We start from the raw sequence: 16,449 nt of genomic DNA on the forward strand, positions 1-16,449 counted from the left end.
GCACCGACCGCGACGGAACCGGATGAAGACGCGCGACCTCAGCCGTGCGGCACGACGGCGATGGGGCAGGGGAGGTGGTACAGGGCGCCGTGGGCGACGGGCACGTCGAGCGGCTGAGTGGTCCAGGAGTGGAGCAGCAGGACTGGCAGGTGCCGGTCCAGCGCTTCGCGGGCCGCCCACCAAGCGGCGGTGATGCTCTCGGGGGAACCGTCGAGTCCGACGACGACAGAGCCGGTCATGTTGCACCCCCGGATGTGGGTACGGAAGACGAACGGTGGCCGTCCCGTCGCGGGTACGACCCCGCTTCCTCTTCCTTTGAACTGTCTTGGCCGGGCGGCCACCGCTGGTAGGGCCGGACGGTGCCCCATCGCAGCCGTCCGGCCCCATGACCGCCGCGGACGGGCCGGGAGAGGCTGAGACCGGAAGCGACGCCAAGGCCGTCCGGCGACAGTGCCGGTTCGATGGTCCTGGCCCGTGCGCGGCCGTCCCCGCTGTGCCACCCCGCACACCGCGCGACGGCTCCAGGCCCCGGGCCACGCCCGGAGAGGGGAGACCGTTGGCATGGGAGGCCCGGTCGTAGTGGGAGTGGACGGATCGGCATCCAGCCTGGCCGCGGTGGAGGTCGCGGCCCATGAGGCGGATCTGCGCGGAGTGGGCCTGCGGGTGGTGCACGCCTTCGGCTGGCCGGCCGCGCACGTGCCACCCGGCGGCCCGCCGTGGAACCCGGCCGGGGCCGGGCTGCGTGAGCTGCTGGACGGCACCATGGCGAAGGCGGAGCGACGGGCCCAGAAGGTCGCACCCATGGTGGAGGTCAGCCGAGAAGTCGTTCTCGGTGAGCCACTGATGGTGCTGGAGATCGAGTCGCGCAGTGCGTCGCTCCTCGTGGCAGGCAGCCGCGGACTGGGCAGGTTCAGCGGTCTGCTGCTCGGCTCGACGGCCGTGCACCTGGCCGCGCACGGCCGCTGCCCTGTGATGGTGGTACGCGGCAGGACGGACCCGAAGGGCCCGGTGCTGCTGGCGGTCGACGGCTCCCCGGCGGCCGAACCCGCCATTGAGTTCGCCTTCGCCGAGGCATCGATGCGGGGGGCGGATCTGCTTGCTCTGCACGCGTGGAACACCCGGACGGAACGCGCTTACGACGGCCCCGGCGACCCACCGTTCGTGACGTACGACGAGGACCGGCTCCGGGACGAGGAGGAGCGGCTGCTGGCCGAGGCGCTGTCCGGCCGGCGGAGCAAGTATCCGGATGTGGCCGTGCACCGCAGTCTGGTCCGCGCCCGCACGCGCCCGGCGCTCGTCGAGGCGAGCGCCGGGGCGCAGCTCGTCGTGGTCGGAGCGCGCGGGCGGGGCGGCTTCGCGGGGATGCTGCTGGGCTCGGTCAGCCAGGCCGTGCTGCACCACGCCCACTGCCCTGTCACCGTCGTCCGTTCAGGTGGGGAGTGACCATGCACAGGCGAGTGACCACGGAAGCGCGGCCGGACCGGGAGTCCGACGACCCGTCCGCGCTGCTGGTGCCCGAGGCCTACCGGCTCCCTGCCACGGAGGTGGCGGCCCGGCTCGGCGTCGACCCGGATACCGGACTGCGCACGGCGGAGGTCTCCCGACGCGCGGAGTCCTGCGGCCCGAACCAGCTGGCCGAACCGGCCCGCCGCCCGGAGTGGCTGAAGTTCCTGGACCAGTTCCGCAACTGGCTCATCGGCATTCTGCTGATCGCCGCCGTTGTGGCCGGAGCCATCGGGGACATCAAGGACGCGGTGGTGATCACCGTGGTCCTGCAGATCAACGCCGTCCTCGGATACCTGCAGGAACGACGGGCCGAGCGGAGCCTGGAAGCGCTGCGCAAGATGCTGGTTCCCACCGCCAAGGTCCGCCGTGACGGCGAGATCCGGCTGGTGGAGGCCAGGACGCTTGTACCCGGCGACGTGGTGCTCCTGGAAGCCGGTGATCGGATACCGGCCGACGGCCGACTGACCGTCGCCGAATCCGTGGAGGTGGCCGAGGCAGCCTTGACCGGAGAGTCGCAGCCCGTCGCCAAGAGCGTGACGGCGGTGGATCGCGCCGGCGTGGCGACGGCGGAGACGGCCGACCGGACGAGCGCGCTGTTCATGAACACCGCCCTGACCCGCGGGCGTGCCGAGATGATCGTCACTGCCACCGGTATGGACACCGCGGTGGGGGCGATCGCCGAGGCCCTGCGCACCGGCGTGGAACCGCCCAGTCCGTTGCAGACGCAGATGGACAGCCTCGGCCGGAGGCTCGCTCTGCTGAGCGGAGTGGCCGTCGTCGTCTACGCCGCGGTCTCTCTGGTCCGTGGCGAGGCGCTCTCGGACCTCGCCCTGCGGTCGGTGGCACTGGCCGTCGCCGCGATCCCGGAGGGGCTGCCCGCCGTCCTGGCGCTGACGTTGGCTCTGGGCGTGTCCCGCATGGCCCGTCGCGGAGCCATCGTCAAGCGGCTGGCAGCGGTGGAAGCCCTGGGTTCGGCGACCGTGGTGTGCAGCGACAAGACCGGCACACTGACCCTCAACGAAATGACCGTACGGGCGCTCTGGGCCGGCGGAAGGCTCCACGACGTGACGGGGGAGGGCTACCGGACCACGGGCACCATCGACGTCCGGGCCGGTGAGGACAGCGTGCACACCGGTGACCTTCGCGAATCGGTACTGCCCTTCGCACTGTGCAACGACGCCCGAGTGACGGACGGCGGCATCATCGGTGATCCGACCGAGGCCGCACTGGTGGTGCTCGCGGCCAAAGCCGGTGTGGACGCCGACACCGTGCGCGCGGACCGGCCCCGTTCCGGCGAGGTGCCTTTCGACGCAGCCGTGAAGTACATGGCCACATTCCACAGGGAACCCGACGGTCGCACCCGCGTCCACGTCAAGGGCGCGGTCGACGTCGTCCTCGACCGTTGCACCGACCTTCTGACCGAAGACGGCATACGCCCCTTGGACGACGATCGACGGCGCGAGATCCTCGCTGTGGCCTCCAGGCTGGGAAACACCGGGCTACGGGTTCTCGTAGCGGCCACCGCCCTGGTGGACAGGACACCGGCCGCTCCCGACCACGGCGGCCGGGCGGCCCTGCCCGGTCTGACGCTGATGTCGGTGGCCGGGATCGCCGACCCGCCCCGGCCACAGGCCCGGGACGCAGTCGCGCTGTGCCGCACGGCAGGTGTCGCCGTCAAAATGATCACCGGTGACCACGCCGACACCGCGGCGGCGATCGCCCGCGAGCTGGACATTGCCGGCGAGGTCGTCACCGGCGCGGAACTGGAGCGGATGACGGCTGATCAGCTCGCCGAACGCATCGACGGAGTCGGCGTGTTCGCCCGCGTCGCGCCGGAGCACAAGGTCACGATCGTCCGCGCCCTGACCAAGCGGGGCCACATCGTCGCCATGACCGGCGACGGCGTGAACGACGCCGCCGCGCTGCGCGCCGCCCACATCGGGGTGGCCATGGGGATCACCGGCACGGACGTGGCCAAGGAAGCCGCCGACATGGTGCTGAGCGACGACGACTTCTCCACGATCGTGCGCGCGGTCCGGGAGGGCCGCAGCATCTACGACAACATCGTCAAGTTCGTCCGCTTCCAGCTGGCCACCAACATCGGCGCGATCCTGGCCCTGCTCGGGGCCTCCCTGGCCGGGCTCCCCGCCCCGCTCACCGCGGCCCAGCTCCTGTGGATCAACATCATCATGGACGGGCCGCCCGCGATGGCGCTCGCCGTCGATCCGGCCGACAACGACGTGATGAGTCGCGCGCCCCGGGACCCGGGCGAGCGCATCCTGAGCGTCCGCCGGCTGGCCGCCGTCACACGAGCCGGTGCGGTAATGGCCACGGGCACTGTGACGCTGCTTGCCCTCGCCCGGGAGCGCACCGGCACGGACACCGCGCTGACCATGGCCTTCACCACGTTCGTCCTGTTCCAGCTGTTCAACGCCCTCAACGCACGCGCGGACGACGGCCCTCTCCTGGGCCGCCACCAGTTCCGCAACCGAACCCTGTGGCTGTGCCTGGCCGCCGTCCTGGTCGTGCAGGTCGTCGCCGTTCACGTGCCATGGGCGCGCACGGTCTTCGGCACCGTTCCGCTGAACGTGACGCAATGGGCACTGTGCCTGGCCACGGCCTCCACGGTGCTCCTCGCCGAACTGGCCTTCCGGCGCCTGCGGAAGACCGCCCGACACTAGGCCACGGCCGTACGGGGTTCGGCGGCCCGACGATCGCATCGGGTTCCACCGGATCCCGGGCCCCTAGGGCTTTGGTCAAGGGGTGATCGGGGCGGCGGGACGAAGACATCGCGAGGGAACGTCATGGAGGAACTGGCCTACGGGGGTGCGGTCGTGGGCGTCGACGGTTCGGCCGCCACACTTGCCGCCCCGCGGTGGCCGACAGCCAGGGCAGGACTGCTGCGGACCCGTGTGGTGGCCGTCCACGCCTGGCTGCCGAGTACGCCACTGCGCGCTCCCTACGCACCCGCCGCCGGGCTGCCCACACCGGAGGAGGAGCGGCGCCGGGCGACGTCGACCCTGGGCGAGACCGTGGCCCGGCCCCTCGAACCGGACCCGGAGGCGCAGATCAGCACGTTGCTCGTGCACGGCTTCCCGCCCCGGTCCTGCTGCGTCACGCCCGACACGCACTGCTGCTCGCCCTCGGCAGGGGGCCGCGCGAGGACATCACCATGCCCGCTCTCGGCGCCGTGGCGCGTGAGTGCGTCCGGCACGCCGCGTGCCCCGTGGTCACCGTGCTTCAGCCGCCGCCGGACGCCCGGGCGGCGGAGTTCCCCTGGGTGTTCGACGAGACACCGACCGGCGTCGAGCACGTGTGAGCCGTCCGACCCGGCCGGATCCGTGCCGCCCATGGGCACACCAGGGAGGGCCGGGATCGATGTACGCCCGAGGGCGCGGGGCGGGTGGCACAAGAGCCGGGCCACGCAGGAGAGCCGGCCTGCGTTCGATGTCCGGTGGGCCGGCCGCACGCCAAGCACGTCTCGGGTTGCGAGACGCTGCTGGTAGGGAGGTGAGGACGATGCCCAAGCCGATCGTGGTGGGCCTGGACGGCTCGCGCGAGAGCGTCGCCGCGGCGCACTGGGCGGCCCGGGAGGCGTTGCTCCGCGGGCGGTCGCTGCGACTCGTACACGCCTGGGAGGGACTGCCGAGCGATGACGAACCGTCGGCCCTGCCGGAGCCGAGGATGCCGGGGGACCGGGCGCGCGGAATCCTGCGCACCACCCTGGACCAGGTCAGCGAAGCCCACCCGCGGCTGCGCGTCAGCGCGGAACGGATCAACAGGTTTCCGGTTCCGGCGTTGGCGGCCGAGGCGGAGAAGGCGGAGTTGCTGGTCCTCGGCAACCAGGGGCTGGGCGGACTGGGCGCCTTCTTCATGGGCTCCGTGTCATGGGCGTCGGTGGCCCAGGTGCGGCAGCCGGTCGTGCTGGTGCGCGCCGACTGGACGGCGGCACGCGAACACGTGCCCGATGACCGCGGCCGCCCCTGCGTCAGCACGCCGTACCGCGAAGTACTGCTCGCTCTGGACCCGAAGCACGAGTGCGGCGAGCTGCTCGATTTCGCCCTGCAGGCCGCCGAACACCGCGGTGCCACCCTCTCCGTCATCCACGCGTGGCAGCCCCCGCACAGGCTGGGCGGCCCGAATCAGGAGGGTGACGCGCCGGGCCGACGGGACACCGAGCGGGCGCTTGCCGAGCTGATCGACCCGTGGCGGAAGAAGTATCCGTCGGTGGATGTCCAGGTGCATACGTGCCGCGGCCGCCCCGCACCCACGGTGACGCATGCCGCACGGGGCGCGGGTCTGCTCGTGGTGGGCCGCAGAATCCGCCTTGCGACGACGGGGAGTCACATGGGACGGGTGGTTCGCCAGGCGATGCACCGTGTGGCCTGCCCGGTGGCTGTCATCGCCCATGACTGAGTCACCGCCCGGAGCGGGGGTCCAGCGAGGTGAGGTGCGTTCGCGACGGCCAGAGGATCCGGGAGCCCTCACGCGTGCCGGTCGCCGCCCGCTCTGATCGCGCCGGGGAACGCGGGCATGGGTGTCGAACCCCACCTCGCTCGCCGCGTGGAGCCCGCGGACGGCGGACATCGTGTCCGCCGCCGGGGTTCCGAGAACGAGAATGAGTACGTGCGGCGGCGAGGCCCGAAGTGACTGCTGGATCACCCTCGGCCGGCAGGGCGGGGCGGCCCGTTCTTCACCCCGGCCCGTTCGGCGGCATGCGCCGCACGGTCATCCGGCCGTGGAGGCCAGGGCGTCGCCCTTGCCCGGAGTACCGGCGAGAGCGTCGGAGAGGCGCGGGTACACCTCGAAGGCGCGAGCCAGATCGGTCAGGCGCAGCAACCGCAGAATGCTCGGGCTGCCGGTCACGAGGCGAAGCCGCCCGCCCCGGATCCTTGTGCGTTTCCGGGCGCGGCACAGCGCCGCCAGACCACTGCAGTCGATGAACGTTACGGGTCGCAGGTCAAGCACCAGCTCGGGACTCGGGCCGGCGGTCAGGGCATCGAGACGCACCGACAACGGCGCCGCGGTCAGAATGTCGATCTCGCCGCACAGCCGCACGACAGTGGTGCTGCCGACGACGCGTGCTCTCAGACAGGGCAATGGCTGGGGTCCGAGTTCGTTCATGCGCTCAGGAGAACCCGGACGGCCACGCGGGAGGTAGGGCCGTTCGGTACCCCTCCGGGCCCATCGGGGGACTCTTCTCGGGGTGAGGAGTATGGACGAGGAGGCCGTCGCGGCGCACTGCCGCGTGCCGGTCCGGCGGTTCGTCAGGGCGACAGCTGGTCACGTCGCGAGGAGTCGATGCCCGATGCCGAACCGTCCGTGTCGTCGACCCGGTGATCCAGGTGTTCCGAGACCTCGACCACGCCGTCCACGCTGCGGCACAGCCGTACGACCACGGGAATGGTGGTCCTGCGCTCAACGGTTCCGCGCAGGGTGACCCGGCCGTCCACGACGTGAGCGGTCACCGCTGTGGGCGGGATGCCCAGCGTGTGCACCAGTATGTCCCCGGTGATCTCCTCGCGGATGGCGCGGTCCCCGCGCAGGAACACCCGCAGCAGGTCGCCACGGCTGATCAAGCCGATCAGCCGGCCGCTCGCGTCCACCACCGGCAGTCGCTTGACACGATTCCGTTCCATCGTCCGGGCTGCCTCGGCCGCCGTCCACTCCGGACGGCCGGTGACGGCCGGGCTGGTCATCAGCCCACCAGCCGTGGTCGCTTCGGCCCTGGCCGGTTCGGCGGGCCAAGGGTCGAGGCCGGGCCCCGCCGCCGTGTCGAGTCGGCCTGCCTCCCTGCGCAGCAGGTCCGCCTCGGACACCACTCCGACGGGGCGGTCGCCGTCGTCCACGACCGGAACGGCGGTGATGTCGTGCTCAGCGAGCAGTTTGGCGATTTCCGTGAAAGACGCGTCCTGCCGCACGCTCACGACCTCGGTTGTCATCAGTTCGCTCACGATGCGGTGCCTCATGGCTCCCGCCTCCTTCGGCATGGTTCTCAGCGTTCGTGCCGCCCACTGTCCGGTACCTGGGCACGGCTCTGCAGGGGCTGATGGGCCCCGCCTGCCGCCGAACGGCCCGAACCGGCCCTGCCGGTCTTCCTGAGGTGGGGACCGACCAGCCCATGCGGGCGGCATCCATCCCGGTCAGGCTGGACATGTGGGGCGGTACCGGTTGGCCGCAACCGGGGCCTCGCATCGAAGCGGTCACCACGACCGGCCGGCACACCGAGGAAAGGGATCGTCATGAAGGCACTCGTCTTCCACGGCCCCGGACAGTCCGCCTGGGAGGATGTCGCGGACCCCGGCATCCAGGACGCCACCGACGCGGTCGTCCGCGTCGACACCGTCACCATCTGCGGAACGGACCTGCACATCCTCAAGGGCGACGTACCCGAGGTACGTCCGGGAACGGTCCTCGGCCACGAGGCCGTCGGCGAGATCGTCGAGGTCGGCAGCGACGTACGCACCGTTCGTCCCGGCGACCGGGTGCTCGTCTCGTGCATCACGGCGTGCGGCCGCTGCCGCTTCTGCCGGGAGGGATCGTACGGGCAGTGCCGCGGCGGAGGAGGCTGGATCCTCGGCCACCTGATCAACGGCACGCAGGCCGAGTACGTCCGCGTGCCCCACGCCGACCTGTCCACGCACCTGCTTCCAGGCGCCTTGGACAGCAAGGACGCCGTGCTGCTGGCCGACATCTTCCCCACGGCCTACGAGGTGGGTGTGCTCAACGGCCGCGTACGGCCCGGAGACACCGTCGCCGTCGTGGGCGCCGGTCCCATCGGCCTCGCCGCGATCGCCACCGCCCGGCTGTACACCCCCGAGAAGATCATCGCCGTGGACCTCGCCCCGGCCCGGCTGGAGGCGGCCAAGCACCTCGGCGCCGACGCCGTGGCGGTCGCGGGCGAGGCCGAATCGCTGGTCGCCGACCTCACCGAAGGCCTCGGGGCCGACGTCGTCGTCGAAGCGGTCGGAGTCCCGGAAGCCTTCGAGACGTGCACGCGCATGGTGCGGCCGGGCGGACACGTGGCCAACGTCGGTGTGCACGGCAAGCCCGCCCTGCTGCACCTCGAAGACCTGTGGATCAAGAACGTGACGATCACCACCGGGCTGGTCGACACGTCCTCCACGCCGACGCTGCTGCGCATGATGGCAGGGGGCCGTCTGCCCGCCTCGTCGATGGTCACCCACACCTTCCAGCTGGACCAGATGGAAGAGGCGTACGACGTCTTCTCCCGGGCCGCCGACACCGGCGCGCTCAAAGTCGTCCTCGGCGGGCAGCCGCACGACGTTCTGACGGTCAGGGCGTCCTGACAGGAGGAAGTGACCGGTAATGCCGGAACACACACCACCGAACACGGCGTCCTCGGCGGCGGACGCCGCACGGGGCGACATCGGGCGGCGCATCGCCCAGCGCCGAGGGGAACTCGGCCTGACCCGGCAGGAGACCGCCGAGCGGGCGGGTACGGTCCCCAGCTACCTCCAGTACCTGGAGGAACAGTCCACCGCCACGCCCGGCACCGGCGTCCTCATCCGGCTCGCCGACGCCTTGGAGACCACGGTCACCGCTCTGCGCGGTGGTGACGTCGACCTGCCGCCCGGTGTAGGCCGGGCCGCCGGTCACCCGAAGCTCGTGGAGATGAGCACCGAGGAGTGCCGCGCACGGATGTCGACGCATGGTGTCGGAAGACTCGCCACGTCCACGCCCACCGGCCCAGTCGTCGTCCCTGTGAACTACAGCGTCGTCGACGATGCGGTCATCTTCCGGACCGCTCCCGGCTCGGCGCCCGCGGCCGCCGCCGGGCACCAGGTCGCCTTCGAGGTCGACCACATCGACGAGGCGCTCAGCCGAGGCTGGAGCGTGCTCGTGCGCGGACGCGCACGCGAGGTGACCGAGCCCGACGCCGTACGCCGGCTGGAGGAGCGGGCGTACAGCGGCCCATGGGCGGGCGGCGAGCGGAACACGTGGGTGTGTATCGACCTCGCCGACATCACCGGGCGCTCGATCACGGTGCGCTGATGCCGCGAGCGGTGTGAACGGAGACGCGGCCGGTACGGCCGTTACGTCGTGGGAGGGCCCGGGCCGTCCCACGACGTAACGGCGAAATGCTCAGGCGCGTGCCCGCGGGCGACACCGCCGGGGCCACTCTCCGGCAGTCGTGGACCGGTGGGCTCTCGTCCCCGCCGCCACCGGCGCACAGCATGGGACACATACCGCTGCACCACGTGAGAGCTGGAGCGTCCGATGCATCCCAACGACGGATTCCGCGAACTCGACCGGCAGGAGTGTCTGCGTCTGTTGACCGGGGCGCCCGTCGGCCGCATTGTCCATACCCGTCACGCCCTGCCCGCGGTCCTGCCGGTCAACTTCGCCCTGGACGGTGATTCCGCCGTGCTGCTCCGCACCGCGGCGGATTCGGAACTGTCCCGCGCTGTCGACGGTGCGGTGGTCGCCTTCGAGGCGGACGAGCTCGACGCCGTCGCGCACTCCGGCTGGAGCGTCGTCGTCACCGGACACGCCACCGTGGTCACCGATGCCGCCGAGCACAGGCGGCTGTCCCTGACCGGCCCGCGCTCCTGGGTCGCCGCGCCCGAGGAAGTCTTCGTACGCATCGAGGCCGAGCTGGTCACCGGTCGTGAACTGGTCGGCGGGCGCACGATCTACGGGGTGGACCTCTCCTCCTGAACGCCCGCGCCACGCGCCCCGCACCCGGCTGGTGCGGGGCGCGCCCCTGTCATCGATGGGCCGATCGGGACGGGGTCGTAGGGACCAACGGTCCCGCCGGGGGACACGTGGCCACTGACCGCGGATGCTTCCGCGCAGCAGGATCGGTCTCAGATCAACTCCCCTGCTGGAACGGTCAGATGAAGGAGCGCAGCCATGTCCGCGACCGAGCGAGGACCCGAACATGCCGACGGCACGGGGGCGGTGGCCCAACCCCCCGACAGACAACAGGCGCTCGGACTTCCGGCGGCGACCGCGCTGGTGATCGGCAGCATCATCGGCACCGGAGTCTTCGCGCTCCCGTCGGCTCTCGCACCGTACGGGCCGATCTCGCTGGTGGCTTTTGTCGCCGTGACCCTCGGAGCTCTGGCACTGGCGGTGACCTTCGGGTCGTTGTCCAATCGGGTCTCGGGCAGCGGAGGTCCGTACGTGTACGCCCGAGAGGCCTTCGGTGAGTTCGCCGGGTTCCTCAACGCCTGGTCGTACTGGATCACCGCCTGGGCGGGCAACGCCGCCATCGTGGTGGCCTGGGTCGGGTACGTCGAGGTCTTCGTCAACACCGGTCACCGCACCGGGACTTCGGTGCTCATCGCCCTGGTCGGCCTGTGGATCCCCGCCGCGATCAACCTCACCGGCGCGAAGAACACGGGTGCCTTCCAGGTGGTCACGACCGTCCTGAAGTTCATTCCGCTGGTCTTCATGGCCTCGATCGGTCTGTTGTTCATCGACCCGGACAACTTCGGCACCTTCAACGCCAGTGGGCAGTCCGCGCTGGGCGCGATCTCGGCGGCGGCGGCCATCGCCCTGTTCAGCTACCTGGGCCTGGAAGCCGCCTCCGTGGTCGCCGGGCGGGTACGCGAGCCCGGACGCAACGTGCCGCGCGCCACCGTGTACGGCACCCTGGCCTGCGCCGTCATCTACATCCTGGGCACCCTCGCCGTCTTCGGCACGGTCTCGCACGGCGAACTGGGCGCATCCACCGCACCGTTCACCGACGCCGCGAACAACATCTTCGGCGGGACCTGGGCGGGCGACGCCGTGGCCGTGGCCGCGATCATCTCCGGTATCGGCGCGCTGAACGGCTGGACCATGATCTGCGCCGAGATGCCGTACGCCGCTGCCCGCGACGGACTCTTCCCCGGGGCCTTCGCGAAGCTGCGTGGTGCCGGCGGCGTCCCGGTCTTCGGCATCGTGGCGTCCACCGTCCTCGCCTCGTTGATCACGGTGTTCAGCTACACGCGCTTCGAGGATGTCTTCACCAAGATCGTGCTGCTGAGCGTGCTCACCGCGGTGATCCCGTATCTGTTCTCCGCCGCCGCCCAGCTGTACTGGCTGCTGGTGCGCGGCCGGGAAAGCCTCGGCAAGCGGCGGCTCGCGCGGGACGTCACCGTTTCCGTGCTGGCGATGGCCTTCTCCTACTGGTCGATCCAGGGCAGCGGCTACCAGACCGTCTACTACGGGCTGTTCGTGCTCCTGCTGGGGCTGCCGGTCTACGTCTGGCTGAAGCGCGGCCGGGGTGAGTACGGCGAGCGGGGCACGCAGCGGCCGACGGCGATTCCCTCGGCCGACGAGCCCGAGGCCAGGGCACCGGAGACCCCGGCACCGGCCAAGCGGATCACCCGCGGAACCCGCGAGAGCCGGACCCCGGGTCCGCGGAAGTTCACCAGCCACCACGACTGACGACCCCGGCCTCCAAGGAGCCCCAGCCATGAGCACCTTCCACGTCGACTCCGAAGTCGGCCGCCTCCGCCAGGTGATCCTCCACCGCCCCGGACTCGAACTCTCCCGACTGACCCCCCGCAACGTCGACGCACTGCTCTTCGACGACATCCTGTGGGCCAAGCGGGCCCGTGAGGAACACGACGCCTTCGCCCAGGCCCTGCGCGACCAGGGCGTCCGTGTGCACTACTTCGCGGAACTGCTCGCCCAGACCCTCGACATACCCACTGCCCGCACCTGGCTCCTGGACCAGGTCGTCACCTCGGCCACTGTCGGCCCGGCTCTGGCGGATCCGGTACGGGAACTGTGTGCCGAGTTGGACGGCGAGACCCTGGCCGGCTTTCTGATCGGCGGGCTCCTCAGGAGCGACCTGCCGCTCGCCAGCCCGGACAGCCTGGTCTGGAACGCGCTGGACTCCGAGGACTTCGTTCTCGCCCCACTGCCCAACCACCTGTTCCCAAGAGACAATTCCTGCTGGATCTACGACCAGCTCTCGGTCAACCCCATGGCCAAGCCCGCCCGGCGGCGGGAGAGCCTGCACTCCGCAGTGATCTACCGCTTCCATCCCAGGTTCGCCGGAGCCGCCCCCGAACCGATCATGGACGGGGTGGCCGGGGGCCCGGCCACCCTCGAGGGCGGTGACGTCCACGTCCTGGGCAACGGAGCCGTCATGGTCGGCATGGGCGAGCGCACCACGGCCCAGGCCGTGGAGAACCTGGCAGCCCGCCTCTTCGCCGCCGGCACGGCCGACCGTCTGATCGCCGTCCAACTTCCCGCCGCCCGTGCCTACATGCACCTCGACACCGTGGTGACCATGGTCGACCGGGACGCCTTCACCATCTACCCGGGCCTCGCCGACTCCCTGCGCTCGTGGACGCTGCGACCCAGCAGCGCCCACGAGACCGGCTTCGCGGTCACCTCGAACACCGATCTGGCGACCGCTCTGGCCGAGGCCCTGGACCTGGACAAGGTCCGGATGCTCTCCGCGCCGCAGGACATCCGCAACGCCGAGCGCGAACAGTGGGACGACGGCAGCAACTTCCTCGCACTCGCCCCCGGCGTCATCGTCGGCTACGAGCGCAATGTCACCACCAACACCTATCTGCGCAAGCAGGGCATCGAGATCGTCACCATCGCCGGCGCCGAACTCGGCCGGGGGCGCGGGGGCCCGCGCTGCATGAGCTGCCCGATCGAACGCGATCCGGTCGCCTGACCGGCCATGCCCGCCACGCCAGAGCGAGGAACAGACATGACCCCGAACCTGCGAGGCCGCTCCTACCTGAGCGAACTCGACTTCACCGCCTCCGAGATCCACCACCTCCTGGACCTGGCCGCCGACCTCAAGGCGGTCAGGCGCGCGGGCACCGAAAAGCCCCGGCTGACCGGCAAGCACCTCGCGCTGATCTTCGACAAGACCTCCACCCGCACCCGCTGCGCCTTCGAGGTCGCCGCCGCCGACCAGGGAGCCGCCACCACCTACCTCGGCCCCGGCGACACCCACGTCGGCACCAAGGAGTCCATGGCCGACACCGCCCGCGTGCTGGGCAGGATGTTCGACGCAATCGAGTACCGCGGTTCCGCCCAGTCCGTCGTCACGGAACTCGCCGCTCACTGCGGTGTCCCGGTCTACAACGGCCTGACCGACACGGCGCACCCCACGCAGAGCCTGTGCGACGTCCTCACCATGCGCGAGCACAGCCGCAAGCCACTGCCGGACATCGGCTACTGCTATCTCGGCGACGCCCGCAACAACATGGGCAACTCCCTGCTGTCGATGGGTGCGCTGCTCGGCATGGACGTACGGATCGCCGCGCCCGGGGCGCTGTGGCCGGAGCCCGACCTGGTCGCCACGTGCCGGTCGATCGGCGAACGCAGCGGAGCCCGGATCACCCTCACCGAGGACGTCGAGACCGCAGTGCGCGGCGCCGACTTCCTGCACACCGACGTCTGGGTCTCGATGGGCGAAGCAGCCGAGACCTGGGGAGAGCGCATCGAACTGTTGCTGCCCTACCAGGTCAACGACAAGACGCTGGCGGCCACCGGCAACCCCGATGTCAGGTTCATGCACTGCCTGCCCGCCCTGCACGACCGGCGCACCCGCCTGGGACGAGACGTGCTCCGCAACTACGGCCTGGACGCCCTGGAGGTCACCGACGAGGTCTTCACCTCACCTGCCTCGATCGTCTTCGACCAGGCGGAGAACCGGCTGCACACCATCAAGGCCGTACTCGTCGCCACGCTGGAGGACTGAGCCATGCGTATCGTCGTCGCCCTCGGCGGCAACGCCCTGTTGCACCGGGGCGAACGCCCCGACGCGGCCGTCCAGCAGGCGAACATCGACCGCGTGGCCAACGCCATCGCCGCCCTGGCCCAGGAGCACGAGATCGTCGTCACCCATGGCAACGGTCCCCAGATCGGTCTGCTCGCCGTCGAGAGCGCCGACGATCCCGCCCTGAGCGCCCCGTATCCCCTGGATCTGCTCGGTGCCCAGACGCAGGGGCTGATCGGTTCGCTGCTGGCCCGTACCCTGCACAACGCCCTGCCCGGACGCCGGATCGCGGCCCTCGTCACCCACACGCTCGTACGGGCGGACGACCCCGGCTTCGACCACCCCACGAAGTTCGTCGGCCAGGTGTACCCCCGGGCAGTGGCGCGGGCACTCGCCCGTGAGCGCGGCTGGCACATCGCCGAGGACACCAAGGGGTGGCGGCGCGTCGTCGCCTCCCCGGTGCCCGAGCGGGTCGTGGAGGCCGACACCATCCACGAACTGCTGAGCAACGGCACGTTGGTGATCTGCGCCGGTGGTGGCGGCGTACCCGTCACCACCGACGACGACACCGGAGCGCTGTCGGGAGCCGAAGCCGTCATCGACAAGGACCTCACCGCGGCGTTGCTCGCCGAGGAGCTGCGGGCCGACTTCCTGCTCATCCTCACCGACGTGCCGAACGTCTACGCCGGCTACGGCACCCCGGACCAGCGGCCGGTCCTCGACGCAACACCCGCCGAACTGCGCAAGGGTGGATTCCCCGACGGTTCGATGGGGCCGAAGTCCGAGGCAGCCGCCCGGTTCGTCGAACGCACGGGAGGGCTGGCCGCGATCGGTGCCCTCGACGCGGCGTACGAGATCGTCCACGGCAGGTCGGGTACGCTCGTCCGGCCGGACCTGACCGTGGGGTGACAGATACGGGCGACCTGCCGTCGGACAGGGCCCGACCTGGCCTCACGGGGGCCGTTCGGCCCACGCGCGTCGGGCCCCTGCCGCACGAGGCTGGAAGTGGAGAAGGAGGAACAGCAGAGCGGACACGACACAGGAAAGAAGGGTGACATGAGCGGCATGATCGAGCGGCTGCCGGGCTGGCCGCTGCTGCCCGAACTGTTCGGCTGGATCGAGACCGGATTCCCCGGTGTGCACACGGCTCCGGGCCTGCACGGCATCCGTATCGAGGAGCGCCTGACCGACGGGACGTACGTCCTGCGGGCCGAGCTGCCCGGCATCGACCCCGCCAAGGACGCCGAGATCAGCGTCACGGAGGGCGTCCTGACGCTGCGCGCCGAGCGAGGCGAGGAGACGACCGAGAAGCACCACACGGAGTTCCGCTACGGCACGTTCACCCGTGCGGTCCGGCTCCCGGCCGGGGCACAGGGTGACGACGCCACCGCGGAGTACAAGGACGGAGTCCTGACGATCACGGTCCCGGTTCCGGAGGCGAAGACGGGAACCAGGACCATTCCCGTGCGCAACGCCTGAACATGCGTTCCGCATCGCACGTCGTCTGCGCGGCCGGCACCCGTTCCGGCCGCGCAGACCTGCGCCCGTACCGAGGCCGGCGACGGTCAACGGTCAGCAGATTCGGGGGAGTTGCTCCCCCAGAGGCATGTCCACCACGCGCCGCGCTCCGACCAGTGTGCGCAGGACCACCCGTCCGGGAGGTCCGTCCGGCAGGACTTCCCCGATTCGCACGGCGTCCGAGCCCTCGGGGACTGAGCGAATGGCCGCGAGGGCCTCGTCGGCAGCCGTGGGGGAGACGAACGCAACGAGGCAGCCCTCGTTGGCAACGATCAAGGGGTCGAGGCCGAGCAGGTCGCAGGCGGAGGCGACAGCGTCCGGCACGGGGATGGAGCTGTCCTCGACCTCCAGGGCGATGGACGCGTCGCGCGCGATCTCGTTGAGGGCGGCGGCCAGTCCGCCGCGGGTCGGGTCGCGCAGCGTGTGGACGTGCCGGCCGAGTGGCGCCAAGGCGTGAACGATCCGGTGCAGGGGCCGGCTGTCGGAAGCGATGTCGCTCTCGAAGCCGAGGCCCTCGCGGGTGGACAGCACGGTGGTGCCGTGCAGCCCGATCGGTCCGGAGAGCAGGATCGCGTCGCCGGGGCGGGCCAGTGCGGCGGACGGGCGCAGCGCATGGTGGCGCTGCCCGACTCCGGTGGTGTTGATGAAGACCTTGTCGGCCGCACCCCGGCCCACAACCTTGGTGTCGCCCGTCACGACGGGGACCTCGGCGGCGC

Annotated in this window: 17 protein-coding genes; 12 read left to right on the top strand and 5 right to left on the bottom strand. The window is 71.0% G+C overall.

The genetic code is table 11. The features are described 5' to 3' along the window. Window positions 1-38: 38 nt before the first annotated feature. The gene (locus O3Q52_RS08285) at window positions 39-239 is read right to left on the bottom strand and encodes a universal stress protein (protein ID WP_332112883.1); all 201 of its coding nucleotides are present in this window, start codon (window positions 237-239) and stop codon (window positions 39-41) included. Window positions 240-561: 322 nt separating this feature from the next. Between O3Q52_RS08285 and O3Q52_RS08290 the strand changes: the two genes are divergently transcribed. Both O3Q52_RS08290 and O3Q52_RS08295 read left to right on the top strand, forming a co-directional pair. After that, window positions 562-1,443, top strand: a complete 882-nt coding sequence (locus tag O3Q52_RS08290; RefSeq protein ID WP_189838915.1) for a universal stress protein — start codon at window positions 562-564, stop codon at window positions 1,441-1,443. A gap of 2 nt (window positions 1,444-1,445) precedes the next feature. After that, window positions 1,446-4,187: an HAD-IC family P-type ATPase gene (locus O3Q52_RS08295; protein ID WP_269648162.1), complete on the top strand. Its 2,742-nt coding sequence runs from the start codon at window positions 1,446-1,448 to the stop codon at window positions 4,185-4,187. Between the two features lie 278 nt (window positions 4,188-4,465). Here O3Q52_RS08295 and O3Q52_RS08300 read toward each other — a convergent pair whose 3' ends face one another. After that, entirely contained in the window at window positions 4,466-4,624 is a 159-nt protein-coding gene (locus O3Q52_RS08300) for a hypothetical protein (protein WP_269648163.1), read from the bottom strand. A gap of 54 nt (window positions 4,625-4,678) precedes the next feature. On the opposite strand from O3Q52_RS08300, the gene O3Q52_RS08305 reads away from it, so the two are divergent. Continuing rightward, the gene (locus tag O3Q52_RS08305) at window positions 4,679-4,825 is read left to right on the top strand and encodes a hypothetical protein (RefSeq protein WP_269648164.1); all 147 of its coding nucleotides are present in this window, start codon (window positions 4,679-4,681) and stop codon (window positions 4,823-4,825) included. Window positions 4,826-5,025: 200 nt separating this feature from the next. Then, window positions 5,026-5,922, top strand: a complete 897-nt coding sequence (locus O3Q52_RS08310; RefSeq protein ID WP_269648165.1) for a universal stress protein — start codon at window positions 5,026-5,028, stop codon at window positions 5,920-5,922. 312 nt (window positions 5,923-6,234) lie between these two features. Here O3Q52_RS08310 and O3Q52_RS08315 read toward each other — a convergent pair whose 3' ends face one another. Further along, the gene (locus tag O3Q52_RS08315) at window positions 6,235-6,630 is read right to left on the bottom strand and encodes an STAS domain-containing protein (protein WP_269648166.1); all 396 of its coding nucleotides are present in this window, start codon (window positions 6,628-6,630) and stop codon (window positions 6,235-6,237) included. Window positions 6,631-6,773: 143 nt separating this feature from the next. Further along, entirely contained in the window at window positions 6,774-7,475 is a 702-nt protein-coding gene (locus O3Q52_RS08320) for a CBS domain-containing protein (RefSeq protein WP_189838917.1), read from the bottom strand. A 273-nt stretch (window positions 7,476-7,748) separates the two neighbouring features. Between O3Q52_RS08320 and O3Q52_RS08325 the strand changes: the two genes are divergently transcribed. The 8 genes from O3Q52_RS08325 to O3Q52_RS08360 all read left to right on the top strand — a co-directional run bounded on the left by O3Q52_RS08325 (window position 7,749) and on the right by O3Q52_RS08360 (window position 15,694). Continuing rightward, a complete protein-coding gene (locus O3Q52_RS08325; RefSeq protein ID WP_269648167.1) occupies window positions 7,749-8,816 on the top strand; it encodes a zinc-dependent alcohol dehydrogenase family protein in 1,068 nt (355 codons plus the stop codon). Window positions 8,817-8,835: 19 nt separating this feature from the next. Continuing rightward, the gene (locus tag O3Q52_RS08330) at window positions 8,836-9,522 is read left to right on the top strand and encodes a pyridoxamine 5'-phosphate oxidase family protein (RefSeq protein WP_269648168.1); all 687 of its coding nucleotides are present in this window, start codon (window positions 8,836-8,838) and stop codon (window positions 9,520-9,522) included. A 225-nt stretch (window positions 9,523-9,747) separates the two neighbouring features. Then, window positions 9,748-10,188: a pyridoxamine 5'-phosphate oxidase family protein gene (locus O3Q52_RS08335; RefSeq protein ID WP_269648169.1), complete on the top strand. Its 441-nt coding sequence runs from the start codon at window positions 9,748-9,750 to the stop codon at window positions 10,186-10,188. A gap of 195 nt (window positions 10,189-10,383) precedes the next feature. Continuing rightward, window positions 10,384-11,907 (top strand): APC family permease, encoded by a 1,524-nt coding sequence (locus O3Q52_RS08340; RefSeq protein ID WP_269648170.1) that lies wholly within the window; start codon window positions 10,384-10,386, stop codon window positions 11,905-11,907. A gap of 28 nt (window positions 11,908-11,935) precedes the next feature. Continuing rightward, window positions 11,936-13,159 carry an arginine deiminase gene (locus O3Q52_RS08345; protein WP_269648171.1) on the top strand — a complete coding sequence of 408 codons (1,224 nt, stop codon included), beginning with the start codon at window positions 11,936-11,938 and terminating at the stop codon, window positions 13,157-13,159. A 36-nt stretch (window positions 13,160-13,195) separates the two neighbouring features. Next, window positions 13,196-14,197 carry an ornithine carbamoyltransferase gene (gene argF, locus O3Q52_RS08350; RefSeq protein WP_269648172.1) on the top strand — a complete coding sequence of 334 codons (1,002 nt, stop codon included), beginning with the start codon at window positions 13,196-13,198 and terminating at the stop codon, window positions 14,195-14,197. Window positions 14,198-14,200: 3 nt separating this feature from the next. Further along, a complete protein-coding gene (locus O3Q52_RS08355; RefSeq protein ID WP_269648173.1) occupies window positions 14,201-15,124 on the top strand; it encodes a carbamate kinase in 924 nt (307 codons plus the stop codon). Between the two features lie 147 nt (window positions 15,125-15,271). After that, on the top strand, window positions 15,272-15,694 hold the full coding sequence (locus tag O3Q52_RS08360) for an Hsp20/alpha crystallin family protein (RefSeq protein WP_269648174.1): 423 nt from the start codon (window positions 15,272-15,274) through the stop codon (window positions 15,692-15,694). Between the two features lie 93 nt (window positions 15,695-15,787). On the opposite strand, the gene hypE is transcribed toward O3Q52_RS08360, so the two are convergent. Beyond that, window positions 15,788-16,449 (bottom strand): hydrogenase expression/formation protein HypE (gene hypE / locus O3Q52_RS08365; RefSeq protein WP_269648175.1); only part of this gene is annotated, 662 nt, incomplete at its 5' end.

It is taken from the genome of Streptomyces sp. ActVer, from assembly GCF_027270795.1.
GTDB classification, from domain to species: domain Bacteria; phylum Actinomycetota; class Actinomycetes; order Streptomycetales; family Streptomycetaceae; genus Streptomyces; species Streptomyces umbrinus_A.